General features: G+C 70.6%; 22 protein-coding genes. 16 read left to right on the plus strand and 6 right to left on the minus strand.

Annotated elements, in window-relative coordinates; translation table 11 throughout:
* Positions 1-129 precede the first annotated feature (129 nt).
* Both ACGHC0_RS15145 and ACGHC0_RS15150 read left to right on the plus strand, forming a co-directional pair.
* Positions 130-1,146, plus strand: a complete 1,017-nt coding sequence (locus ACGHC0_RS15145) for a tripartite tricarboxylate transporter substrate binding protein (RefSeq protein WP_415266011.1) — start codon at positions 130-132, stop codon at positions 1,144-1,146.
* A 69-nt stretch (positions 1,147-1,215) separates the two neighbouring features.
* A complete protein-coding gene (locus ACGHC0_RS15150) occupies positions 1,216-1,542 on the plus strand; it encodes a DUF2322 family protein (protein ID WP_415266012.1) in 327 nt (108 codons plus the stop codon).
* A 75-nt stretch (positions 1,543-1,617) separates the two neighbouring features.
* Here ACGHC0_RS15150 and ACGHC0_RS15155 read toward each other — a convergent pair whose 3' ends face one another.
* Together ACGHC0_RS15155 and ACGHC0_RS15160 are read right to left on the minus strand one after the other, a co-directional pair.
* On the minus strand, positions 1,618-2,133 hold the full coding sequence (locus ACGHC0_RS15155) for a hypothetical protein (RefSeq protein WP_225977116.1): 516 nt from the start codon (positions 2,131-2,133) through the stop codon (positions 1,618-1,620).
* Positions 2,130-2,963 carry a hypothetical protein gene (locus tag ACGHC0_RS15160; protein ID WP_415266013.1) on the minus strand — a complete coding sequence of 278 codons (834 nt, stop codon included), beginning with the start codon at positions 2,961-2,963 and terminating at the stop codon, positions 2,130-2,132. Before ACGHC0_RS15160 ends, ACGHC0_RS15155 begins: the two co-directional genes overlap by 4 nt.
* Before the next feature lie 274 nt (positions 2,964-3,237).
* On the opposite strand from ACGHC0_RS15160, the gene ACGHC0_RS15165 reads away from it, so the two are divergent.
* Positions 3,238-4,206: an alpha/beta hydrolase gene (locus tag ACGHC0_RS15165; RefSeq protein ID WP_415266014.1), complete on the plus strand. Its 969-nt coding sequence runs from the start codon at positions 3,238-3,240 to the stop codon at positions 4,204-4,206.
* 46 nt (positions 4,207-4,252) lie between these two features.
* Positions 4,253-4,726 carry an SRPBCC family protein gene (locus ACGHC0_RS15170; RefSeq protein WP_415266015.1) on the plus strand — a complete coding sequence of 158 codons (474 nt, stop codon included), beginning with the start codon at positions 4,253-4,255 and terminating at the stop codon, positions 4,724-4,726.
* Between the two features lies 1 nt (position 4,727).
* Here ACGHC0_RS15170 and ACGHC0_RS15175 read toward each other — a convergent pair whose 3' ends face one another.
* Positions 4,728-6,011, minus strand: coding sequence for a phospholipase D-like domain-containing protein (locus ACGHC0_RS15175; protein ID WP_415266016.1), 1,284 nt, complete (start codon positions 6,009-6,011; stop codon positions 4,728-4,730).
* 207 nt (positions 6,012-6,218) lie between these two features.
* Here ACGHC0_RS15175 and ACGHC0_RS15180 point away from each other — a divergent pair, with 207 nt between their 5' ends.
* The 3 genes from ACGHC0_RS15180 (at position 6,219) to ACGHC0_RS15190 (ending at position 8,907) form a co-directional block, all read left to right on the plus strand.
* Positions 6,219-7,085 (plus strand): peptidoglycan DD-metalloendopeptidase family protein, encoded by an 867-nt coding sequence (locus ACGHC0_RS15180; RefSeq protein ID WP_368355648.1) that lies wholly within the window; start codon positions 6,219-6,221, stop codon positions 7,083-7,085.
* A gap of 29 nt (positions 7,086-7,114) precedes the next feature.
* Positions 7,115-7,774 carry a pseudouridine synthase gene (locus ACGHC0_RS15185; RefSeq protein ID WP_415268425.1) on the plus strand — a complete coding sequence of 220 codons (660 nt, stop codon included), beginning with the start codon at positions 7,115-7,117 and terminating at the stop codon, positions 7,772-7,774.
* A gap of 122 nt (positions 7,775-7,896) precedes the next feature.
* Positions 7,897-8,907 carry a tetratricopeptide repeat protein gene (locus ACGHC0_RS15190; RefSeq protein ID WP_415266017.1) on the plus strand — a complete coding sequence of 337 codons (1,011 nt, stop codon included), beginning with the start codon at positions 7,897-7,899 and terminating at the stop codon, positions 8,905-8,907.
* Between the two features lie 31 nt (positions 8,908-8,938).
* On the opposite strand, the gene ACGHC0_RS15195 is transcribed toward ACGHC0_RS15190, so the two are convergent.
* A complete protein-coding gene (locus ACGHC0_RS15195) occupies positions 8,939-9,604 on the minus strand; it encodes a hypothetical protein (RefSeq protein WP_208941431.1) in 666 nt (221 codons plus the stop codon).
* Between the two features lie 109 nt (positions 9,605-9,713).
* Here ACGHC0_RS15195 and ACGHC0_RS15200 point away from each other — a divergent pair, with 109 nt between their 5' ends.
* The 5 genes from ACGHC0_RS15200 to ACGHC0_RS15220 all read left to right on the plus strand — a co-directional run bounded on the left by ACGHC0_RS15200 (position 9,714) and on the right by ACGHC0_RS15220 (position 17,476).
* Complete coding sequence (locus tag ACGHC0_RS15200) at positions 9,714-11,030, plus strand: MFS transporter (protein WP_415266018.1); 1,317 nt, start codon at positions 9,714-9,716, stop codon at positions 11,028-11,030.
* Between the two features lie 129 nt (positions 11,031-11,159).
* Positions 11,160-12,779, plus strand: coding sequence for a methyl-accepting chemotaxis protein (locus ACGHC0_RS15205; protein WP_415266019.1), 1,620 nt, complete (start codon positions 11,160-11,162; stop codon positions 12,777-12,779).
* 106 nt (positions 12,780-12,885) lie between these two features.
* Positions 12,886-14,256: an ABC transporter substrate-binding protein gene (locus tag ACGHC0_RS15210; protein ID WP_415266020.1), complete on the plus strand. Its 1,371-nt coding sequence runs from the start codon at positions 12,886-12,888 to the stop codon at positions 14,254-14,256.
* Positions 14,257-14,462: 206 nt separating this feature from the next.
* The gene (locus ACGHC0_RS15215; protein ID WP_368351782.1) at positions 14,463-16,112 is read left to right on the plus strand and encodes a DUF1800 domain-containing protein; all 1,650 of its coding nucleotides are present in this window, start codon (positions 14,463-14,465) and stop codon (positions 16,110-16,112) included.
* A 65-nt stretch (positions 16,113-16,177) separates the two neighbouring features.
* The gene (locus ACGHC0_RS15220; protein ID WP_415266021.1) at positions 16,178-17,476 is read left to right on the plus strand and encodes a DUF1501 domain-containing protein; all 1,299 of its coding nucleotides are present in this window, start codon (positions 16,178-16,180) and stop codon (positions 17,474-17,476) included.
* 46 nt (positions 17,477-17,522) lie between these two features.
* Here the strand turns inward: ACGHC0_RS15220 and ACGHC0_RS15225 are convergent, their stop codons facing one another.
* Entirely contained in the window at positions 17,523-18,488 is a 966-nt protein-coding gene (locus ACGHC0_RS15225; RefSeq protein WP_415266022.1) for a DHH family phosphoesterase, read from the minus strand.
* Between the two features lie 133 nt (positions 18,489-18,621).
* Between ACGHC0_RS15225 and ACGHC0_RS15230 the strand changes: the two genes are divergently transcribed.
* The 3 genes from ACGHC0_RS15230 to ACGHC0_RS15240 all read left to right on the plus strand — a co-directional run bounded on the left by ACGHC0_RS15230 (position 18,622) and on the right by ACGHC0_RS15240 (position 21,025).
* On the plus strand, positions 18,622-19,281 hold the full coding sequence (locus ACGHC0_RS15230) for a glycine zipper family protein (RefSeq protein WP_415266023.1): 660 nt from the start codon (positions 18,622-18,624) through the stop codon (positions 19,279-19,281).
* Between the two features lie 46 nt (positions 19,282-19,327).
* Positions 19,328-20,173 carry a pseudouridine synthase gene (locus ACGHC0_RS15235; RefSeq protein ID WP_415266024.1) on the plus strand — a complete coding sequence of 282 codons (846 nt, stop codon included), beginning with the start codon at positions 19,328-19,330 and terminating at the stop codon, positions 20,171-20,173.
* A gap of 234 nt (positions 20,174-20,407) precedes the next feature.
* Entirely contained in the window at positions 20,408-21,025 is a 618-nt protein-coding gene (locus ACGHC0_RS15240; protein WP_368355649.1) for an MgtC/SapB family protein, read from the plus strand.
* Positions 21,026-21,099: 74 nt separating this feature from the next.
* Here the strand turns inward: ACGHC0_RS15240 and soxR are convergent, their stop codons facing one another.
* Positions 21,100-21,555 (minus strand): redox-sensitive transcriptional activator SoxR, encoded by a 456-nt coding sequence (gene soxR / locus ACGHC0_RS15245; protein WP_368355650.1) that lies wholly within the window; start codon positions 21,553-21,555, stop codon positions 21,100-21,102.
* Positions 21,556-21,769: 214 nt separating this feature from the next.
* On the opposite strand from soxR, the gene ACGHC0_RS15250 reads away from it, so the two are divergent.
* Positions 21,770-22,222: a RidA family protein gene (locus ACGHC0_RS15250; protein WP_415266025.1), complete on the plus strand. Its 453-nt coding sequence runs from the start codon at positions 21,770-21,772 to the stop codon at positions 22,220-22,222.
* The last annotated feature ends 51 nt before the right edge of the window (positions 22,223-22,273 follow it).

The following is a 22,273-nucleotide window of genomic DNA, read 5'->3' on the forward strand; positions in this document are numbered from 1 at the left end:
ACGCTGGCGTCATATCCATAGTCGCGAATCTTCGTTCCCCCGCGGGGGATGCAGGCCTAGGCTGAACGCAGGCTCCCGGCCCGTCCGGGCCGTTTCGCTTTCCTTGCCATTCGTCCCCAGGTCCGCACCATGCTCCCCTCCCGCAAAACCGTGTTCACCGCTGCCACGGCAGCCCTCGCGCTGGCCGCCCTGGCCGCCACCACCCTGCACGCCTCCCGTTCGCACGCTGCATCGGACGCGGCAGCCGGGTTCCCATCGAAGCCCGTGCGCATCATCGTTCCGGTGGCGCCCGGCGGCAGCGCGGACAAGCTCACGCGCACGCTGGCCGACCGGCTCGGCGCACTCTGGGGCCAGAGCGTGATCGTGGAGAACGTGGCCGGTGCCAGCGGCACCATCGGCGCGGCCCGGGTGGCCAAGGCCGCGCCGGACGGCTACACGCTGCTGCAGCAGGGCGAAGGGCTCACGCTCAACAGCATCCTGTTCCGGGGGCTGCCCTACGACACGGACAAGAGCTTCACGCCCATCATCAAGGCGGTGGTGAATCCGCAAATCCTCGTGGTGCATCCGGGCACCGGCATCACCAGCCTGGCCGACTACGTGGCGCGGGCCCGGGCCAGGCCCGAAAGCATCAGCCTGGGGCTGCCGGGCAACGGCGGCATCGCCCACGTGGCACACGAAATCCTGTCGCAGCAAACCGGCGCCCGGGTGAACTACATCCCCTACCCCGGCGGCGGCCCGGCCACGGTGGACGTGCTGGCCGGCCACACGGACGCGACCCTGATCACCCTGGCCGCCGTGACCGACCACGTGCGCGCCGGCAAGCTGAGGCCCCTGGCCGTGACCACCAGCTACCGGTCCCCCGCCCTGCCCGCGGTACCCACCGTGGCCGAAGCCGGCGGGCCGCCCGGGTTCTCGGTGGAAAGCTGGCAGGGCTACTTCGCGCCGGCCGGCACCCCGCCGGCCATCGTGGAGAAGATCAACCGCGACATCGCTACCGTGCTGCAGGCGGCGGACGTGCGCGCGCAACTGGAATCCCAGGGCTTCCAGGTGGCCGGCGGATCGCCTGGCGACCTTGCGCAAAGCCTGCGGGCGGAACAGCCGCGTTATGCGCAGGCCATCAGGACGGCGGGGTTGGCGTTGCGCTGAGGTCGGGCACGCATCTTTCAGGGCGGAGGTACGATCCGACGGTCGTTTTCTTCCTCCATTTTTCTCAGCATGAATTTTTCCGAGCGCCTGAAGCAACTTCCCTCCGTGGCCCACCTTTCCGCCCTGCATCTGCTGGGGCCCGACGGCGGGACCGTCGCCACGCTGGAGAACAAGCCCGGCCGGGCCGGCTCGCTGGCCGTGTACCACGCGCTGGGCCAGCTGTACGGCGGCAGCATCACACCTGCCGCCGCCACATTGGGACTGGAGTGGTATGCGGAGCACACGGCGGATGCGCAGGCGCATCCCGGCAAGCATCCCAACATCGACCGGCTGGTGGAGTGGGCGAAGGCAGACGTGGCTTATGGAGTGCGGCTGGTGCCCACGGCTTCATCCTGACGAAGCGACTCGGGCAGCTGCCCTTCCCTCACTGTGTTCCCGAGGCAAGGCCGCGCGCTCCGGCCGAAGGCTTTGTCAGACGAACTTCTGTGGCATGAAAATGAATGCCGTGGCGATATTGGAGGCCAGGAGCAGCCATACTGCGGTTGCGAGCGTGGAAAAACGCCAAGCGGAGGCACGCTGCATCAATACCGACCCACGGAAGAAACAAGCCACCACCGGAAACATCGCTGCGCTGGCCACCAGCCACACCAGAGCGAAGCTTCCGAACCGTGCGAACCCGGTCTGCAGGCGCATTCCTGTCAGCATGGCTCCCAGATAAAACAATATGACCCACGCGGCTGCCTCGAGCCACCACAGACGGGTCGCTCCGGCCCAGGTGGGATTTCGACGGGGCAGCAGTCGCAGGCAAATGAAGCCAAGGCAAACCAAGGCGGCCAGGAGAATCGTCGCACTCGCGATGATCGACAACTCCTGCCACGCACCGATACTGAGATAGAAAAACGGCACGATCGCCAAGCCGAGCATGGCGGAAGCCAAGCCAAGTGCGCCCCACCGGTCGCAAGAATGTCGTTGCATCATTTCTTTCATACTGCAGGCACTTCGTAGCTTCTGGTCAATACCACCCGGGTGACCAACGGAGGGTAGGCGAATTGATGCTGTAGTTGCCACCAAGCCGTGATGCCGACCCTTTGAGCGAAAGAAAAACCATCATCGGATTGAGCACCATACTCTCTCAGGTCATCATCATCCAGGCCAAAAACGTCGTACAAGACAAACTTCAATGTTATTTGGTACCGACCTCTCTCACGATCATACCCGTAGGCAGTGGCTATCACATAGACATGCTGGACGCCGTTGATCATCAGACCGAGGCCGTTGCCATAGTCCTGGGTTGCGAAAAATTGGCTGCCGGCATTAAATGCAGGTACCCCCAAGTCCATCGGCACCTGCAAATTCCTGATGTTCCAGTCAGCATTCTTGAGTGCCTGATGAATGCGAATCCTGCCAGGGGTTTTATAGGGGGAATTGGGAGCGGACAGCGCTGCACTGCAAAAATACTCCATGTTGGCATGACTGGATACCAACCCAGTCAAACGTGGATCTTCAAAATACTCAACGCCCCTCCGATTTTCTCTAAGAAACTCGGAGAATAACGTGCGCGCCACTCCGGTCGTATCCGCCTTGGCAAAAATTCCCAACAATTTTTTAATCTTGGGTTTCAGCACATCCACAGTGTCCCCGACACTCTGGCGCTGCGGCGCCGACGCTCGGCAGCCATAGGTAATATCCTGTCCATATCGAGGAGCGGGAACGGAAGGCAGGTGCACACCGTCGACAAATGGATGAATGGGGGATAGATATCTGTCCCTGGCAACCGCCACGACTATGGGCTCATTTATTTCGCTGATGAATTTCATTTGCAGTGAATGTGCAAGAGATCTGCACGTCCTCCACAAATATTATTTCTCACCTTTTGTCCAGTCCATCACGCATCGAAGCAAGAGTGCAAAAAATCAACTCAATCAATCCATAAATTTAATTTATAAATCGACCTCAAACGCAAAATTGGCAAAAAAATTCCAATCACTCATAACAATCTTCGTCAAGGAAATGAAACAAATTTTTTCTCTCAAAATCCAAAATTAATCAAAAACCGTACACAACCATCAAGCCCTTGCATGGGAAACTCACGTGCCTCCTATATTTACGCCCTCTGCAACATTCTGGAAACGCGCCGCCCGCCTGGCCGGCCTCCTGGCCCTGGCCGCAGGGCTGAGCGCCTGTTCCGGTGTCGGCACCCTGAACGCACTCGCGCCGCGCAGCGCCGCCGCGGTGGAGACCGGCGTGGCCTATGGCACCCTGCCCCGCCAGCGGCTGGACGTGTACCGTCCCGCGGCAGCCGCTCCCGAGGGCGGCTGGCCGGTCGTGGTGTTCTTCTACGGCGGCACCTGGAACAGCGGGGAACGGGGCGACTACCTGTTCCTGGGCCAGGCGCTGGCCTCGCGCGGGGTGCTGGCGCTGGTGGCGGACTATCGGCTGTACCCGGAGGTGCGATATCCGGATTTCATCGCCGACAGCGCGCTGGCGGTGGCCTATGGGCTGGAGCATGCAGCGCAGCTCGGCGGCAATCCGCACCGGGTGTTCGCGATGGGGCACAGCGCGGGCGGGTACAACGCGGCGATGGTGGCGCTGGATCCGCGCTGGCTGGCGGCCACGGGGCATGCGCCGCGCGAGCTGGCCGGCTGGATCGGGCTGGCGGGGCCGTACGACTTCTTTCCCACGGACAACCCGGAGGCGCAGCCGGTGTTCTTCCACCCGAACTACCCCGCGCGTGCGCAGCCCATCGAGTTCGCGCACCCGGCCGTGCCGGCGCAGGTGCCGCGGGCCTTCCTGGGCGCGCCGGAGAAGGACCGGCTGGTGAGCCCCCGGCGCAGCACGTTGCAGCTGGCGCAGGCACTGCAGTCGGCCGGCGTGCCCGTGGTGCTGGAGCTCTATCCGCGCGCCAGCCACACGACGCTGGTGGGTGCGTTCGCATGGCCGCTGCGCTGGGTGGCGCCGGTGCTGGACGATGTGGCCGGGTTCATCGCCTCGGCCCCGCCCGCGGCACGAGCCCCCCATCCCCGGGAAGCCCCGCTTGAAGGGGCATCGGCGGGCAGCTAAGTTGGCGGCTTTCGCCGTTCTGCGCGCCCTGCGCAAGGAGAGACGCATGCCTGCTTCCACCCCCGATAGCTCCGCCGGTACCGGCACCGTGACCCTGCACCGCGTGCTGCGCGCACCGGCCGAGCGGATCTACCGCGCCTTTCTGGAGCCGGACGCGATGGTGAAGTGGCTGCCGCCGCACGGCTTCACCGGCCGGGTGCTGGAGATGGATGCCCGCGTGGGCGGGCGCTACCGCATGCAGTTCACGCACTGGGGCAACGGGCAGGTGCATGCGTTCGGCGGCGAGTACCTGGAGCTGGTGCCGGGCGAGCGCATCGTGCACACCGACCGCTTCGATGCGACGGGGCTGCCTGGCGAGATGCGCACCACGGTCGAGTTCCGCGCCGTGTCCGTAGGTACGGAGTTGCGGGTGGTGCAGGAAGGCATTCCCGCGGTGATTCCCACCGAGGCCTGTTATCTCGGGTGGCAGGAGTCGCTGCAGTTGCTGGCCCTGCTGGTGGAGCCGGAGATTCCTGGCTGATTCAGAGTTGCGACCCGAGCAGGCCGCTGAAGCGTTCGGCGATCCGCTCCCGCAGGGGCCGGTTCAGCCATTCCTGGTGCGTGACCCGGCGGGACTGGCGGATGTCCTGCTCGAAGACTTCGGTCTGGCGGCGGGCGAAGGCCTCGTCATAGACGTTGAGGTTGGCTTCGTCGTTGAGGCGGAAGGAGCGGTTGTCGAAGTTGGTGGAGCCGACCGAGACGAGGCGCTGGTCCACGATCATGACCTTGCAGTGGTACATGGTGGGGCCGTAGGTGTAGATCTCCGCGCCCGCCTCCAGCAGCGGTCCCCAGGTACCGCGCGAGGCGGCCTTGACGGTTTCGGTATCGGTGTGCTCGCCCGGCGTGACGATGCGCACGCGCACGCCGCGGCGCAGTGCGTCCAGCAGCAGGGTGCGGGTGAGTTCGTCGGGCACGAAATACGCCGCGGAAAGGTCGATGCTGCGCTCGGCCGCGGTGACGGCCATGTGGTACATGAGCTGCATGCTCTCGCTGCCGCTCGATGGCGAGCTGGAGAACATCTGCGCGCGCTGCGTGCCGGCGGGCGCGAGCTTCGGGAAATAGGCATCGCCGTGCAGCACGCGGCCGGTGACCTTGAGCCAGTTGTCGAGGAAGGTGGCCTGCAGGTGCGCCACGGCCGGGCCGCGCACGAGATAGTGGGAGTCGCGCCAGTGGTCCGGGTCCTGCCCATTGCCGGTCCACTGGGGCGCGATGCCCACGCCGCCGGTGAAACCCACCACGCCGTCCGCCACGAGCAGCTTGCGGTGCGTGCGGTTGTTGAGCCGCGCGAGGTTGTACCAGTGGGGCTTGTGGAATTTCTCGATCTCCACGCCGGCGGCGCGCATCTCGTCGAGGTAGCTGTCCTCCATCTTGGCGCTGCCCACCCAGTCGAGCAGCACGTGCACCTTGACGCCCGAGCGGGCGCGTTCGCTCAGGGCATCGGCGAATTGCTTGCCGATGTCGCCGGACCAGTAGATGTAGGTTTCGAAGGTGATGGAGCGGCGTGCGGCGCGGATGGCGGCGAGCATGGGCGGAAAGATGCGGTCGCCGTTCTGCAGGTCCATCACGTCGTTGCCCTCCACGATGGAGGGCCCCAGCAGGTTGCCCATGGCCCGCTCGAACTGGGGGCTGGAGGTGCCGTACAAGCGCGGCAGCTGCTGGCGGACCTGCGGCTCGCCCGCGGTGAAATTGAGTGCCAGCAGCGCCGCGGCGGCGGTCGCGATGAAGGTGATCAGCGCTGTGCGCAGCGTGCGGCCGGGTGTCTGCATGGCAGGGGATTGTCGAAGCCGCCGCGGGCCGCCCCTGTAGGCCGGCGCCTCCAGCCGCCTACACTGGCGGACCTACCCTGACGGGCGCCGCGCGCGCCATCGACCGACCTCCTGCAGACCATGCCTTCGCCATCCTCCCGCTTCGCCGTCCCTTCCCTGCCTTTCCCGGACACCGCCGGGCCTCCCGGCGTGGCCGCCGGTCCATGGATGCCCTCGCGCCGCGGGGTGCTGGTCGCCGGCGCTGCGCTGGCGGCCGCCGTGCGGGCGGGTGCGCTGCAGGCGAAGCAGGCCACGAACAATACCGCCGAAGGCGTATGGCCCCGGGCGCTGCAGGTGCCGGGCGGCGTGGCGCGGCTGTCGCTGGGCCCGGCGGCGCAGCGGCCCCAGGCGCATGCGGGCGAAGTGCCGCTGCTGGTGCTGGGCGATGCCATCGAGTGGACGGCCATCGTGGGCATCGCGCTGTCGGCGCCCACGGGCACTGCGTCGGTGCGGGCGCAGTCCGGCGGCGAGGCCCCGCGTGACATCACCTACCGCGTGGAGCCCAAGCGCTACAAGGAGCAGCGGCTGACGGTGGCGCCGCGCACGGTGGACCTGTCCGCCGAGGACAACGCGCGCTACGAGCGCGAGCGGGCGCACCAGCAGCAGGTGATGGCCACCTTTTCCACGCCGCTGCCGCGCGCTGCGGACCTGGCGATGCACCAGCCGGTACCCGGGCGCCGGTCCAGTTCGTTCGGGCTGCGGCGCGTGTTCAACGGGCAGGCACGCAATCCGCACAGCGGCATGGACATCGCGGCGGCCACCGGCACGCCGGTGGTGGCGCCGCTGCCGGGCAAGGTGATCGACACGGGGGACTATTTCTTCAACGGCGGCACTGTCTGGCTCGACCATGGCGGCGGCCTGCTGACGATGTACTGCCACCTGAGCGCGATCGACGTGCAGGTGGGCGATACGCTCACCACCGGCCAGCCGTTCTGCAAGGTAGGCGCCACCGGTCGCGTGACCGGGCCGCATTTGCACTGGGGCGTGATGCTCAACCGGACCATGGTGGATCCGGCGTTGTTCCTGCCGGCATGACCCGCCGCGGACATGGCGCTTCGCCGCCGATGCAGCCTGGCGACAGCCGGCGCAGAACCAGCCCGCGGCCCGGAGTGCGGCGCGAACCGGTGGAACGGACCGGACCGCCGCGCCTGCTGCGCTTCCACAAGCCCTACGGCGTGCTGAGCCAGTTCACGCCCGAGGGCCGCTGGCGCGGGCTGAAGGATTTCATCGACCTGCCGGGCGTGTACGTGGCGGGTCGGCTGGATGCCGACAGCGAAGGCCTGCTGCTGCTGACCGACGACGGCGGGCTGCAGGCGCGCATCGCCGATCCGCGGTTCAAGATGGAGAAGACCTACTGGGTGCAGGTGGAGGGCGTGCCGGATGCGGCGGCCCTGCAGGCGCTGGAGCGCGGGGTGCAGCTGAACGACGGCCCGACGCTGCCGGCGCGCGCCCGGCGCCTGGATGCGCCGCCGCCCGTGGGCGAACGCGAGCCGCCGATCCGCGTGCGGCAGCACATTCCGGACACCTGGATCGAGCTGGTGATCCGCGAAGGCCGCAACCGGCAGGTGCGTCGCATGACGGCGGCGGTGGGGCATCCCACGCTGCGGCTGGTGCGCGCGGCGATCGGCCCCTTCGCGCTCGACGGGCTGGCACCCGGCACCTGGGCAGAGGCGGAGATTCCGGCGGCGCTGGCGGCCCGGCGGCCCGGCACCCACCGGACGTGACGCCGGGCGGCTGCGGCCCACGGCAACCCGGGCAATGGCCGCGCAGGCGGCTCCGCAGGAGAGACAATCGCGGCCATTCCACCGCGCAACCGCCGCGGCAACGCCACCCGCAAAGGACGCACATGGCACCAGGCCCCTCTTCGCCCGCAGAACCCCGCCGCACGCCCGCGGAGCGCACCGGAACACTGCCGGCGATGGAGGAATGGTCGCTGGTGCCGATCGATGGCGCTCAGGAGGCCATGCCCCCCGCGGCGGCCCTCGCGCCCGGATCCGCGCCCGCACCGTCACGCGCTTCGTCGCTGGCCACTGCGGCAGCCGCCCCTACGGTCAGGACCGTGCCCCGCGCTGCCGGGATGCCGTCGCGCCCATCCCGCGGCGCGCGCGACTGGCCCTGGACCTGGCTGGTGCTGGCCGGCGGCGTGGCCGTGCTGGCCGGCCTGCTCGCCTGGAAGTCGGTCCACGACCGGGCACGGGCCGCCGAGCGTGCGGCGCGGCTGGAGGCGGATGCCCGGGCCGCGCACATCGCGCAGGCGGGGCAGGCGCAGGACACGGACGCGCGCATCGACGCGATCCACGGTGCCTGGCTGCGCGGCCAGGGCGCGGCGGAACTGCCCGCGGTACGGGCCATGGCGCAGGGCGGCAACACCCGGGCCATGGTGCTGCTGGGCACCATGCTGTCCGAAGCGCACGGCATTCCGAAGGACCGCCCGGAGGCGGTGCGCTGGCTGGCGCAGGCGGCGGACAGTGGCTCCGCGCTCGCGGCGGTGCGGCTGGGGGCGATGTACGAGCGCGGTGGGGACAACGAGCCGCGCCAGCTGTCGGCCGCGGAGAACTGGTACCTGCGCGCTGCGCGGCAGGGCGATGCCGCCGGGCTCTACAGCCTGGGCACGCTGTATGCACGCGGCGGCGACACCGTGGTGCAGCGGCCGATCACCGCCTGCATGCTGATGGAACTCGCGGCCCGCGCCCATGCGGCATCGGGCCGGGACGACGTGCTGCTGCCGGCGGGCCACAGCGCCCTGGCAGCGCGGGCCGCCCAGATGCGGCTGGCAGGCGCCCTGGGCGCGCAGGACGCGGCGGAAGCGCAGCGGCGCGCCGACGCGTGGAAGCCGGGCCAGCCGCTGGATCTCTGACCGCGCGGGCCGGCAGGTCAGCGGGAGCGCATCACCGCCTGCGCCACCAGAGGAACAGCGCCAGGAACGTCAGGCCGAAGAACAGCGGAATCCAGGCCATGAAGGTTTCCAGCAGCGACGAGGGGCGCATGCCGGACCAGACCTCGATGCGCACCCGGTCGATGCGCAGGTTGCGGGCCGCAGCGAATTCCGCCACGGGCGCGAGCTTGCGGTCGGTCTTGAAGCTCACGGGCGGCGCGGCACCGGCCATTTCCACCGGCTGGCCGGCACGCAGGCCCTTGGCCACGATCTCCGGCACGACGTTCAGGCGCGCGCCGTTGTCGATGGACCAGCCCGCCATCCAGCGCGAGCCGGCCTCGCCGTCGGCCAGGGCGACGCCCGAGATGCGCAGCACCACGGTGTAGGGGTTGCCGCTGGCGGGCAGGTCGATCTCCTGGCCCGTATAGGACTGGGTGTCGGCGAACGGCATGCCGCCGGGTGGCAGTCCCGCGGCGGCGACCACCCCCTTCTTTTCCTGGAACCGTGCCAGCCTGGCCAGCGCATCGGGGGGCATTTCCTGGGTGGCGACCACGCGCCGGCCCCAGGCCTCTTCTTTCGCGTGCGCGCACGGTGGCACCAGCAAGGCGGCGAGGAGCAACAGTGCGGCAGCGAGGCCACGGGAGACCGGGAGGACGGCAGGGATCGGGAAGGGTTGCATGGTGCGGCGCCTGGAGCGGGATCGGTGCGGCAACGCGGCCGCGGCGGGGAGTGTATCCAGGCGAGGCCCGGCGGCGGATTCCGGGCGGCGGCGCGCGCGAAGCGGTAGCATGCGGGCCGTGCCTGTCCCACCGTCCCCCCCGCCCTCCCCCGCCCCGTCCGTCCCGGCGCCCCGCTCCTCCAGCATCTACCAGCATCCCGGTTTCCTCGCGTTCATCGTGGCGCGGGTGGCTGCCATGTTCGCCACGCAGGTGCAGGCGGTGGTGGTGGCATGGCAGGTGTACGACCTGACCCGCGAACCCATGGCGCTGGCCTGCGTGGGGCTGGCGCAGTTCCTGCCCATGCTGGCGCTGCTGCTGCCCGCCGGGGACCTGATCGACCGCGTGCAGCGCAAGCGCATTCTTTGCGCGAGCTGGGCCGTGGGCGCCGTGTGCAGCGCCGCGCTGTGGTGGCTCGCCGGGCACGGCGCCGCGGGGGTGGCGGGTATCTATGCGGTGCTGGTGCTGTTCGGCGCCTCGCGCGCGTTCTCGGCCCCTGCGCTGCAGAGCCTGCTGCCGCAGGTGGTGCCGCGAGAGCGGCTGGCCTCGGCCATCGCGGCCAATTCCATGCTGATGCGCACGGCGGCCATCGCCGGCCCGTTCCTGGGCGGCCTGCTGTATGCGGCCGGCGGCAGCGAGCTGACATATGCCGTGTGCCTGGTGGCGTTCGCCGTGGGGGCCGCGCTGATGCTGCGGGTGCCGGTGGCGCATGCGGCCCCGACGGGGCCGGTGCTGGGCACGATGCGCGAGCGCTTCGGCGAAGGCATCCGCTTCATCCGGTCGCGGCCCATCATCCTGGGCACGATCTCGCTGGACCTGTTCGCCGTGCTGCTGGGCGGTGTGATCGCGCTGCTGCCCATCTACGCGCACGAGGTGCTGCACGTGGGACCGGAAGGCCTGGGTGCGCTGCGCAGCGCCATGGCCATGGGCGAGGTGGGCATGGGCTTCTACCTGAGCATGCGGCCGTTCAACCGCCGGGTGGGCGCGACGATGTTCATCGCGGTGGCCGTATTCGGCGTGGCCAACTTGGTGTTCGCCTTCTCGACCGTGTTCTGGCTGTCGTTCGCGGCGCTGGTGGTCGCGGGCGCGGCGGACATGGTGAGCGTGTACATCCGCGGCTCGCTGGTGCAGTTCTCCACGCCCGACGCCATGCGCGGCCGGGTGAGCGCGGTGAACATGCTGTTCATCGGCTCATCCAACGAACTGGGGGAATTCCGCGCCGGCACCAGCGCCGCCTGGCTGGGCACCGTGCCCGCGGCCGTGGTGGGTGGCCTGTGCACGCTCGGCGTGGTGGGGGCCTGGGCCTGGATGTTCAAGCCGCTGCGGCGGGTGGACCGCTTCGAGGAGGCATCGCCCCAGGCGGGTGCCGAGCCTCCCCATCGCCACTGATTCTCAATAACCCTTTTGCGAGTGTGGTATTTTTACCAATTCACGGCTGCGGCCTTTCGCGGAAATAGGGCTTCTACTGAAATGCGAGACCATCGTTCTCTGATGGAATCAATTTTTCGGGAGAACCCAATGAACAAAGACGCAAAAGTGCGCACCCAGCTGACGGTGGCTTTCGGCACGATGGGGGTGCTGATCCTCTTTATGTCGCTGTTCGGCCTCACGGCGCTGGGCGACGCGACCACGCGCTTCCAGGACTATGTGCATGGCATCGGAGCGCGCACGGCGATCACGGCCCAGTTGCGCACCGCCATCGACGAGCGCGCCATCGCCGCGCGCAACATCGTGCTGGCGACCACGCCGGCCGAGGTGCAGACGGAGAAGTCGCGCGGCGAGCAGGCCCATGCCCAGGTCCAGAAATCGATGGCGGAGCTCAAGCAGCTGATGGCGCAGGCCACCAACACCTCCGACAAGGCGCGCGCGCTGGTGGCGCAGATGGACCGGATCGAACAGAGCTATGCGCCCGTCGCGCTCGGGATCATCGACCTGGCGGCGCGCGGCGAGCGCGAAGCCGCCATTGCCAAGCTGAACCGGGAATGCCGTCCGCTGCTCGACCAGTTCGCGGCGGTCACCTCCGAGTACGCACAGCTGTCCCAGAGCAAGGCCCACGAGCTGGCCGACGACGCCGAGAGCCGGCTCGGGACGGAACGGGCCGCGCTGATCGCTGCCGCCGTACTGGCTTTCGTCATCGCCACCGTGGCGGGCCTCGTCATCACGCGCCGGCTGACCAGTGCGCTGGGCGGCGAGCCCGCGGAACTGCGGCAGATCGCCGAGCAGGTGGCCAGCGGCGATCTATCCCCCATGCAGCGCCAGGGCGCGATCGTGCCCGGCAGCGTGCTGGCCTCGCTGGCGAGCATGCATTCGACGCTGGCGCATATCGTGACCGACGTGCGTCTCGCCTCGGATTCGATCAATACAGGGTCCAGCGAGATCGCCACCGGCAACGCGGACCTGAGCCGGCGCACGGAGCTGCAGGCCAGCGCCCTGCAGGAAACGGCATCGGCCATGGACGAGCTGAGCGCGACGGTCCGCCACAACGCGGACAACGCCCGCGCCGCGAGCCAGCTGGCGACCGGCGCCACCGACGTGGCGAACCGCGGCGGCCGGATCGTCGAGCAGGTGGTGGACACCATGCAGGAGATCAGCGCCAGCTCCCGCCAGATCACGGACATCACCGGGGTGATCGACAGCATCGCGTTCCAGACCAACATCCTGGCGCTGAACGCGGCCGTGGAGGCGGCGCGCGCGGGCGAGCAGGGGCGCGGCTTCGCCGTGGTCGCCGCCGAGGTCCGCACGCTGGCGCAGCGCAGCGCGCAGGCGGCCAAGGAGATCCGGGCGCTGATCCTGGGCAGCGTGGAGAAGGTGGACCGGGGGGCCAGCCTGGTTTCCCAGGCGGGAACCACCATGGCCGAGATCGTGACGGAGATCCGCCGCGTGAGCGAAATCGTGGGCGAGATCAGCGTGGCGAGCGCCGAGCAGAGCGACGGCGTGCTGCAGGTGGGCCAGGCCGTGGCGCAGATGGACCAGGCCACGCAGCAGAATGCCGCGCTGGTGGAGGAAGGCGCCGCGGCGGCGGCCAGCCTGCGCGACCAGGCCCGGCGGCTGGACCAATCGGTGTCGGTCTTCCGCGTGCCGGGCGTCGCGGGTGCCCTGGGCGGCGCGGCGTCCGCACACCGGCTGGCGATGTCCTGACCGGGCGCGGGGTACGGCCCGCGCCGGCGCCTCCGGGGGCATCGATCGGTGGACTGCGCACTAGAATCCGCGCCACCCTTCCCTCCCCCTCGACGCGCTCTTGTCCATGCACTCCGCCACGGCCCGCGGCCCAGCCGCCCTTTTCCGCTCCCACCGCAGGCCGGCACGGGGCGCCGGATGGATGGCCGGGCTGCTGCTGGCCACCTGGGCCGCCGCGGCCACGGGCGCGTCGCCCATCAAGGCACGGGAAGCAGCCCGGCCCGCACCGCGGGCGGCCGACACCTCGGTACTGCATGTCTGGCACTGCTGGGCCTCGCCCGGCGAGCACCAGCGCAGCGCGGTGCTGGCGCGGCACCTGGCGCGGCACGGCCTGCACTGGACGATCGAGGAACCGGTGTGCGGCAACGGCAACAGCGCGCTGTCGGTGTTCACCCAGCGTTTCCAGCACCGGCTGCCGCGTCCCGCCGCGGTGATGACTGCGGGCGAAGGCGCACCGCCGCTGGCCGCCAAGGGCCTGCTGCTGCCGCTGGATGCGGTCGCGCGCGAGCAGGAGTGGGAAGAGGTGGTGCCCCACGCGCTGCAGGAATGGGCGCGCTTTCGCGGGCACTGGATCGCCGCGCCGCTGTCCGTGCATTCCACCAACCTGCTGTGGTTCAACAAGCCCCTGCTCGACCGCCTGGGCGGCACCGTGCCCGACACCTGGGACGAACTGCTGGCGCTGCTCGCCCGCGCGCAGGAAGCGGGCATCGTGCCGGTGGGGATCGGCGCCGATGCGTGGGAATACTCGTTCTGGTTCGAGTCCGTGGCGGCCGGCGCGGGCGGCGCGGAGTTCTACCGGCGGTTCTTCCTGGAGCACGACCGGCGCGCCTATGACGAAGCCGTCGTGATGCGGATCTTCGCGCGCATGGCGCAGCTGCGGCCCTACCTGCGTGCCAACGCAGCCTCCCGCGACTGGAGCAGCGCCAGCGGCCTGGTCGAACAGGGCAAGGCGCTGCTGCAGATGCAGGGCAGCTGGCTGAACGGCGAACTGCGCCAGCGCGGGATGGAGGCCGGGCAGGACTACCTGTGCCCGCGCTTCCCGGACACGCAGGGCATGGTGCTCTACATCGGCGACCAGATCGGCTTCGTGCGCGGCGCGCAGGTGGACCCGGCCGCGCAGCGTACGTTCATGCGCATGGCGATGGACCCGGATTTCCAGCGCGAGATGGGCATCGCCAGCGGCGCGGCACCCGCGCGCGTGGACGTGCCCGACACCGGCGCCGATGCGTGCGGCCGCCAGGCCATCCGGGACCTGCGCAGCGCCAACATGCGGCGCACCGTGCTCGCGTCCTTCTCGGCGCTGTCACCGCGCTCGGTGCAGCAGCACATCAACGACATCGTCATGCAGCACCTGCAGGGACGCATCGACGATGCGCGCGCCACGCAGCGGCTCAAGGACCTGATCCTGGGCACCGGGCCGGTCGGGCCCGAGCGCTGAGGGGCGCCGGCACGGCGCCACCCATTTGCTATCACCCCAATAGCACTCCATCCATTGCAGGCAGCGGATAGAGCGCTTTTCTCCTGATGAGATGGACGGCACGCGGCGATACATCTGTGTCCGCCGGGTAAAACCTCGCGCGCCCCCTTGCGGGGCCCTGCGCGGCGGCGCACCATGCGCCCCACAGCCACTCTTCCTCCAACACCATGCTGTCCTTCGTGAACGCCGCTGCTGCCCGTGCCGCGTCCCTGCGCGGCCCCGAAGACCCCGAGCCCGGGCACCCCGTTATCGGGCGCCGCCAATGGCTCGCCACCGCCGCCGTGGGTCTGTGCGGTGCCGCAGGGCTCACGCTGGCCGCGCCGCCCGGAGCCTTCGCCGCCGAAAGCGATCGCGATGCGCCCCGCTCCCCCGCGGAGGGCGCGCGCCTGCTGGACCGGCTCACCTGGGGCGCCAATGCCGCGGCGCTGGAGGGCCTGCAGCGCATCGGACCGGCGGCCACGGTGGCGGCGCTGCTGCGCCCCGGGCCCAACGCCCCGCTGCCGCCCGAGGCGCAGGCGCAGATCGACGCCATGGCCATCACCCGCACGCCGATGGAGTCCCTGGCCATCGACATGCAGGCCCGCCAGCAAGCCATCAGGAACGAACCCACCGAGGACGCCCGCAAGGCCGCCCAGGACGCCTACCAGCGCGACATGCGTGCGCTGCAGCGCGAGGCCGAGCGGCGCTTCGTGCTGCGGGCCGTGTACTCCCCGGCGCAGCTGCAGGAGAAGATGACCTGGTTCTGGATGAACCATTTCAACGTGTTTGCCGGCAAGGCCGACATCCGCGCCATGGTGGGCGACTACGAGGACCGCGCCATCCGCCCGCATGCACTGGGGCGCTTCCGCGACCTGCTGGGCGCCACGGTGCGGCATCCGGCCATGCTGCGCTACCTGGACAACGCGCAGAACGCCGCCCGCCGCATCAACGAGAACTACGCACGCGAGCTGATGGAGCTGCACACGCTGGGCGTGGATGGCGGCTACAGCCAGCACGACGTGCAGGAGATGGCGCGCGTGCTCACCGGCCACGGCGTGTCGCTGCGGCCGCTGGACGAACCGCCACCGAAGCTCAAGCCCGAATGGGCGCGCCAGTACGTGCGCCGCGGCCTGTACGAGTTCCATCCGCAGCGCCACGACTGGGACCCGAAGGAACTGCTCGGCCAGCCGCTGCAGGGCCAGGGCATGGCCGAACTGGACGAGGCGCTGGACCGGCTCGCCCGCGCACCGGCCACCGCGCGCTTCGTGACCCGCAAGATGGCCGCCTACCTGGTGGGCGACGCACCGCCGCCCGCCCTGCTGCAGGCGATGGCCGAGCGCTTCCAGCAGACCGACGGCCATATCGGCGCGGTGCTGCAGACGCTGTTCATGAGCGAGGCGTTCCAGGCGTCGCTCGGCACCCGGCTGCGCGACCCCGTGCAGTACGTGATGGCCGGCCTGCGACTGGGCTACTCCGACCGCGTGCTGGCCAATCCCGATCCGGCGCTCTCGTGGCTGCAGCGCCTCGCCGAGCCGCTCTACGGCCGCGTCACGCCGGACGGCTATCCGCTGGATGCCGCCGCCTGGACCAGTTCCGGCCAGATGGCCGTGCGCTTCGAGATCGCGCGGGCACTGGGCGGGGCCGGGACCGGCGCGCTCTACCGCCCGGAAGGGGCGCCGCCGCCGAAGGTGCAGCCCCCCGCGATCGCGCAGAACGCCGCCTTCCGCGCCATGGAGCCGCAACTGGCGCCGGCCACGCGCGTGGCGCTGGCGCGTGCCGGTTCGCCCACGGAATGGAACACTTTCTTGCTGTCCGCCCCCGAATTCATGTACGCCTGATGGCCGCTCCGGGCGTTGCGAATGCGACCGCCCCCAGCTCCCCGATGACCCAGGAAAGGCCTGCCATGACGCACCCCGCTTCCCCCCGACCCTCTTCCCTGCCCCGCGATGCGGCCGATGCCGTGACGGGCCTTGCCGGCATCGCGCCCACGCGCCGGCGCTGCCTGCAGGCGCTCGCCGCGCTGGCCGCACCGGGCGTGCTGCAGGCCAGCCTGGCGGCCACGCCGCAGGGTGCCACGGACGCGCGCTTCCTGCTCGTCTTCCTGCGCGGCGGCTACGACTGCGCGAGCCTGCTGGTCCCCACCTCCAGCGACTTCTACTACGAGAGCCGCCCGAACATCGCCATTGCCCGCCCCGGCGCCGAGGGCGGCGCCCTGCAGCTCACCGCCGACTGGGGCCTGCACCCGGCGCTGGCCGGTTCGCTGCAGCCGCTCTACGCGAAAAAACAGGTCGCGTTCGTGCCGTTCTCGGGCACCGACGATCTCACGCGCAGCCACTTCGACACGCAGGACAGCATCGAGCTGGGCCAGCCCGTGGGCGCGCGGCGCGACTACCGCTCGGGCTTCCTGAACCGGCTGGCACTGGAGCTCGGCGCCCAGCCGCGCTGGCACGACCATCTCTCGCCCATGGCCTTCACCGACACGCTGCCGCTGGTGCTGCGCGGCGGCTACGACGTGCCCAACACCGCCCTGGCCGCGGCCGGCGTGTCCAAGCCGGGCATCGACGAACGGCAGGCGGGACTGATCGCCTCCATGTACCAGGGCACGCCGCTGGCCGCGCCCGTGGCCGAGGGTTTCCAGACGCGCGACGAGGTGGCGCGCACCATGCAGGGCGAGATGGATGCCGCCAGCCGCAACGCCCTCAGCACCAAGGGATTCGAGGGCACGGCGCGGCGCATGGCACGGCTCATGCAGTCGCGCTACAACCTGGGCTTCGTGGACGTGGGCGGCTGGGATACGCACGTGGGCCAGGGCAATGCCACGGGCGCGCTGGCCAACCGCTTCGAGGAGCTGGGCCGGGGCCTCGCCGCCTTCGCCGACGAGATGGGCCCTGCCTGGGACCGCACCACGGTGGTCGTGGTGAGCGAATTCGGCCGCACCTTCCGCGAGAACGGCAACCGCGGCACGGACCACGGGCACGGCAGCGTGCTGTGGGTGCTGGGCGGCGGCGTTGCCGGCGGTCGCATCGCGGGCGAGCAGCAGGCGCTGACCGCGACCACGCTGTTCCAGAACCGCGACTACCCCGTGCTCAACGACTACCGCGGCGTGCTGGGCGGCATCTTCGGGCGCATGTACGGGCTGAACGGGAATGCGCTGGCCCGGGTGTTCCCGGGCGCGAAGCCGAAGGATCTGCGGCTGGCGTGACGGATGCCGGGCGGGCCCCGGCCTGGAACCGTGGCCGCGCCGTGTCTCAGCCCTGTGCCGGCGTACCGGACTGGAACACGCCCGTCAGCAACTCCGGCAACCGATCCCGGCCCATGCGGAACCCGCACGCCTGCGCGTGCCCTCCGCCGCCCATGCGGGTGGCGAGCACCGAGCAGTCGTAGCCGCGCTGCGAGCGCAGGCCGACCTTGACCTGCCCGTCCTTGCCGACGGTCCACATCAGCGCGAAGGTGCCGGACTGCTGGGAGAGCATCTCGCCGATCAGGCTGTGGAACGCACCCGGTGCGTTGACCATCAGGCCCTGTTCGCCGTCGAACACGAGCGGCTGCGCGCCGCCGGCCACGTCGGCGGCAAGGTGGCGGAATTTCTCGTCCATGGCCTCGCCGCGCGCGACGAAGGCCTGCGTCTGGTCCGGCGTGAAACGGGCGATGGCGTCCCAGCGCCCGAAGTCGAACGGTTCCATGTCCAGCGCGGCGACGTAGCCGGCGGTCTCGGGGTACTTCCAGTTCCAGAGGTCGCGGTCTTCGATGTAGCGCACCAGATCGGGCAGCGGCGCCTCCGCATGGAAGAAGTCCCAGGCGAGGCGCGCGCCCGACTTGTCCATGTCGAAATGGACCACGCCGCAGCGGCAGGCGAAGCCGGTGAGCTGTTCGGCGGCGCTCTTGTGGTGGTCCAGCATCACGAGGCGGGCGGCGCGTTCGTCGATGGCGTGGAGCAGTTCGGGCGGGAACGAGAAATCCAGGATGTACACATACCGCCCTTCGAGGGACGGCAGATCCTCCACCGACTTCGCCTGGCCGTGGGACAGGCCCACGCATTCGACCTCGCCGCCATAGTAGCGCCAGGCGGCCAGCGCGGCGCCGAAGCCGTCGGCGCAGCGGCCGTGGTAGAGCACCAGGGGGGAAGGATCGTCCTGCGACGGGGCCATGAGCAGGGTCTGGGGCAGCAGGGTGCGCGCGGTGGCGGGTGCGGGGGCGGAAGTCGTCGTGGTCATAGGGGCGCGATTGTCGGCGACATCGGGGCTGGCGCGCTCGCGCGCGGCGCGGAACAATGTCGCAATCGGCGGGGCATGCATCCGATGCCGCACCGCCCTGCCCCTCCCTTCACTCCGCCCGAGGAGCCCCGACATGCCCGCCATCCACCCCTTCCGCCCCGGCTGCAAGGCACCTGCCCGCCTGGCCTGCACCGGCCTGCTGGCGGCCGCGCTGGCGCTCGCGGGATGCGCCAGCGCGGTGCCCGCGCCCCCCAGCGCGGATCCGGCCGAGGTGCAGCGCCATGCGGCCGACCTGGCCGAATGCCAGCGCTATGCGCAGCAGATCGGGGTGGTGATCGAGACGCTGGACGGCATGCTGACCGGCGCGCTGGTGCTGGCGTCGCTAGCCTGGTCCGCGGGCGGCAGCCACGATGCGGTGCGCGACTGGGCCGTGGCGGGCGGCGCGCTCGGCGCCACCCAGGGCCTGCAGCCACTGGAGCGCCGCCGCCGCGCGGTGGACAGCTGCATGCAGGCGCGCGGCCATGCGGCCGGGCCCTACCCCGGGGCGCCGCTCCCTCCGCCGCCCGACGAACCCGCTCCCGGTACGGTGACCGGGCCCGCGCTGCCCGCCATCGCGCTGGGGGTGGACAGTTTCAGCGCCCAGCAGCTGGCGCGCGCCCAGGCCTGCAGCGCCCAGCCGGTCGCGGCGCTGGCCGCCAAGGGGCCGGGCTTCGAGACCTATACCGTGGCCTGCGACAGCGGCGACGCGCTGGCGATCCGCTGCGAGTTCGGCAACTGCCGCGTGCTGCGCTGAGCGGCCGGGCCGCGGTGCATGCGCGCCGGGGTATGCTGCGCGCCCGATGCCGCTTCCGACCGCCCCCCGCCATCCTCCCCTGGCCATCCTCCGGCAGGACGACGACCTCGTCGCCGTGTACAAGCCCGCCGGCTGGCTGGTGCACCGCACGGGGCTGGACGCGGGCGAGACCCGCTTCGTGATGCAGGCGCTGCGCGACCAGCTGGGCCGCCGCGTGTATCCGGTGCACCGGCTCGACAAGGGCACCTGCGGGGTGCTGGTGATGGGGCTGCACGCGGAGGCGGCCCGCGCGCTGTCGCAGGCCTTCGAGCACCACCGGGTGGAAAAGCGCTACCTGGCCCTGGTGCGCGGCCATGCGCCGGACCGGGTGCAGGTGGACCATGCCCTGCGCCCGGACGATGCACCGCCCGATGCCGCCGTCCAGCCGGCCCGCACGGCGCTGCGCTGCCTCGCGCGGCTGGAACTGCCCGAGGCCAGCGACGCGCGCTTCGCCACCACGCGGGCCTCGCTGGTGGAAGCCCTGCCGGAAACCGGCCGCCGGCACCAGATCCGCCGGCACCTCAAGCACATCGCCCACCCGATCCTGGGCGACGCCACCCACGGCAAGGGACCGCTGAACCGCTGGTGGGCCCGGCGGCTGGGCCTGCAGCGGCTCTGGCTGCACGCCTGGCGGCTGGCGCTGCCGCATCCCGCGACGGGCGACATGCTGGTCATTGACAGCGGCCTGCACGGCGGGCCGCTGCCCGGCGCGCCGGCTGCGCCGGACGGGGCAGGCCCGGCGGACGTGTCGGCAGATCTGCCGGCGGGTTCGCCCGACCTGCACGACTGGCAGGCACGCGTGCTGAGCCTCGACTGGGTGCCCTGCGGCGATGCGGCCGCCCCGGAACGCTGACCCGAATCCACCGGGGAACGCGAGGGCCGGGCCCGGCAGCAAGGCCTTGCCGCGTCCGGGTAGGCGCCGTCCTACCTGCTGTCGCGACGGGTGCTGCCGGAATGCCGGTTGCCCGCAGCGCACAGTCGGGGCCACTTCCGAAGACTTGACTTCCGCCATGCACAGCACCGCACCCCGCCTTCACGGCCGGAGATTCCAGGCACCTTCCGGCGCATGCCGGCACGGGGGCGCCGCATGATGGAGTGGTGGGATGTGGTCCTGTCCACGACGGCCGGCGAATTCTCCGACCTGCCCGACCTGGAGCAGGCCACGCGCATCGTGGTGCGCCTGGGCATGGCCGGCCTGCTCGGCGGGCTGCTGGGCTGGGAGCGCGAGCACCGCGGCAAGGCCGCCGGGGTGCGCACGCACATGCTGGTGTCGATGGGCGCGGCGCTGTTCGTGCTGGTGGCCGAGCAGGAAGGCATTGCACCGGCGGACAACAGCCGCGTGCTGCAGGGCATCATCGCGGGCGTGGGCTTCCTGGGTGCCGGCACCATCCTCAAGAGCGATGGCGCGCACCAGATCCGCGGGCTCACCACCGCCGCCGGCATCTGGCTGACCGCGGCGATCGGCGTGGCGGCGGGCCTGGGCCGCGAGGCCACGGCGCTGCTGAGCACGCTGCTGGCGCTGCTGGTGCTGGCCGCGGAGCCGCTGGCGCAGCGGCTGCTGCACCGGCGCAGCACTCCGGCGGAGAGCGATGCGGCGGCAGCCGGAGAACGCCAGGCCGCGGCCGGTGCGCGCTCGCCCTCGTCCTCGTCGGACCACGGCAGCGAGACAGGCTCCACCGGCGGCGGTCCGCCCCCGGCATCCTGAACAGTTCCGCCCTCGCCTTCCCCATCGGCTGCCCTGGCCGTTCGGGCAGCTTCGGCCTGCGGGCCCATGGCCCATCAGCGTCCCTTGCGGTGCGCGGCCGGATCACCGGAAAAATGCGGTCCCGCGCCCGAAGCCCCCAGGGTGTCGTCCGGATTGCGCAGCGGGCAGGCGCGCAGGGACAGGCACCCGCAGCCGATGCAGCCGTCGAGCTGGTCGCGCAGGCGTGTGAGCGTGGCGATGCGCTCGTCGAGCTCCGCACGCCAGGCCGCAGACAGCCGGCGCCAGTCGGCCACCGTGGGCGTGCGGCCCTCGGGCAGGGCCTGCAGGGCGTCCGCGATGGTCGCCAGCGGCAGTCCCATGCGCTGCGCGATCTTGATGACCGCGACGCGCCGCAGTATGGAGCGTGGATAGCGGCGCTGGTTGCCGGCGCTGCGCACGCTGGCGATGAGGCCCTTGGATTCGTAGAAATGCAGGGCTGACACTGCCAGCCCGCTGCGGTCGGCGACTTCGCCCACGGTGAGTTCAGGCACGTCGGCACGGCCGGCAGTCCGGGCCAGGCCCTTGTCGGCGATGGATGCGGCTGGAAATGTGGCGGAGGGTGTGGACGGCATGGAGCGGCAGCAGGTGATCGGCAGGGGATGGAAAAAGCGGTTGACCTCAAGTCTAGTTGAGGTTCGATACTGCAGGGCATGCGGTCGCCGGCCTCAGTGGCAGGCGCCCTTTCCTGAACTTCAAGGCTTTCCCATGACTTCTCACGCGCCTGCTCCGAATACCTCCCCCGCTGCCCGCCCCGTGCTGTCCTTCCTCAATCCGACCGGGCTCTACGACCCTGCGCCGAACGGCTATTCCCACCTGGCCATCGTGCAGGGGCCGGTCCGCACCATCCACGTCGCCGGCCAGGGCGGGGAGGACGCGGAGGGCCGGCTGGCCGAAGGGTTCGATGCCCAGGTGCGCCAGGCCCTGGACAACCTCTGCACCGCGCTGGCCGCCGCGGGCGCTGCGCCGCGCGACGTCGCCCGCCTCACGGTGCTGGTGGTGGACCACTCCGAAGAGCGGCTGCGCTCCTTCGGCGCGGCGCTGCTCTCCCGCTGGGCCGGCGCTGCCCTGCCGGCCTGTACGCTGATTCCCGTGCCGCGCCTCGCGCTCGATGGCATGCTGTTCGAAATCGACGCCACGGCGGTGCTGCCTGCGGCCTGAGCCGCACGTACCGCCCGCCCGCGGGCCGCGGCGCCCCATGCCTTCGCCCTT

The sequence above is a fragment of the Acidovorax sacchari genome (assembly GCF_042847045.1).
GTDB classification, from domain to species: Bacteria; Pseudomonadota; Gammaproteobacteria; order Burkholderiales; family Burkholderiaceae_C; genus Paracidovorax; species Paracidovorax sacchari.

Bases quoted from the DNA above. Each gene is read 5' to 3' on its own strand.
- ACGHC0_RS15250 (WP_415266025.1), top strand. From the start codon at position 21,770: ATGACTTCTCACGCGCCTGCTCCGAATACCTCCCCCGCTGCCCGCCCC.
- ACGHC0_RS15170 (WP_415266015.1), top strand. From the start codon at position 4,253: ATGCCTGCTTCCACCCCCGATAGCTCCGCCGGTACCGGCACCGTGACC.
- ACGHC0_RS15205 (WP_415266019.1), top strand. From the start codon at position 11,160: ATGAACAAAGACGCAAAAGTGCGCACCCAGCTGACGGTGGCTTTCGGC.
- ACGHC0_RS15175 (WP_415266016.1), bottom strand. From the start codon at position 6,011: ATGCAGACACCCGGCCGCACGCTGCGCACAGCGCTGATCACCTTCATC.
- ACGHC0_RS15215 (WP_368351782.1), top strand. From the start codon at position 14,463: ATGCTGTCCTTCGTGAACGCCGCTGCTGCCCGTGCCGCGTCCCTGCGC.
- ACGHC0_RS15225 (WP_415266022.1), bottom strand. From the start codon at position 18,488: ATGACCACGACGACTTCCGCCCCCGCACCCGCCACCGCGCGCACCCTG.
- ACGHC0_RS15145 (WP_415266011.1), top strand. From the start codon at position 130: ATGCTCCCCTCCCGCAAAACCGTGTTCACCGCTGCCACGGCAGCCCTC.
- ACGHC0_RS15235 (WP_415266024.1), top strand. From the start codon at position 19,328: ATGCCGCTTCCGACCGCCCCCCGCCATCCTCCCCTGGCCATCCTCCGG.
- ACGHC0_RS15220 (WP_415266021.1), top strand. From the start codon at position 16,178: ATGACGCACCCCGCTTCCCCCCGACCCTCTTCCCTGCCCCGCGATGCG.
- ACGHC0_RS15195 (WP_208941431.1), bottom strand. From the start codon at position 9,604: ATGCAACCCTTCCCGATCCCTGCCGTCCTCCCGGTCTCCCGTGGCCTC.
- ACGHC0_RS15185 (WP_415268425.1), top strand. From the start codon at position 7,115: ATGCAGCCTGGCGACAGCCGGCGCAGAACCAGCCCGCGGCCCGGAGTG.
- ACGHC0_RS15190 (WP_415266017.1), top strand. From the start codon at position 7,897: ATGGCACCAGGCCCCTCTTCGCCCGCAGAACCCCGCCGCACGCCCGCG.
- ACGHC0_RS15200 (WP_415266018.1), top strand. From the start codon at position 9,714: ATGCGGGCCGTGCCTGTCCCACCGTCCCCCCCGCCCTCCCCCGCCCCG.
- ACGHC0_RS15230 (WP_415266023.1), top strand. From the start codon at position 18,622: ATGCCCGCCATCCACCCCTTCCGCCCCGGCTGCAAGGCACCTGCCCGC.
- ACGHC0_RS15240 (WP_368355649.1), top strand. From the start codon at position 20,408: ATGATGGAGTGGTGGGATGTGGTCCTGTCCACGACGGCCGGCGAATTC.
- ACGHC0_RS15210 (WP_415266020.1), top strand. From the start codon at position 12,886: ATGCACTCCGCCACGGCCCGCGGCCCAGCCGCCCTTTTCCGCTCCCAC.
- ACGHC0_RS15155 (WP_225977116.1), bottom strand. From the start codon at position 2,133: ATGAAAGAAATGATGCAACGACATTCTTGCGACCGGTGGGGCGCACTT.
- ACGHC0_RS15150 (WP_415266012.1), top strand. From the start codon at position 1,216: ATGAATTTTTCCGAGCGCCTGAAGCAACTTCCCTCCGTGGCCCACCTT.
- ACGHC0_RS15160 (WP_415266013.1), bottom strand. From the start codon at position 2,963: ATGAAATTCATCAGCGAAATAAATGAGCCCATAGTCGTGGCGGTTGCC.
- ACGHC0_RS15180 (WP_368355648.1), top strand. From the start codon at position 6,219: ATGCCCTCGCGCCGCGGGGTGCTGGTCGCCGGCGCTGCGCTGGCGGCC.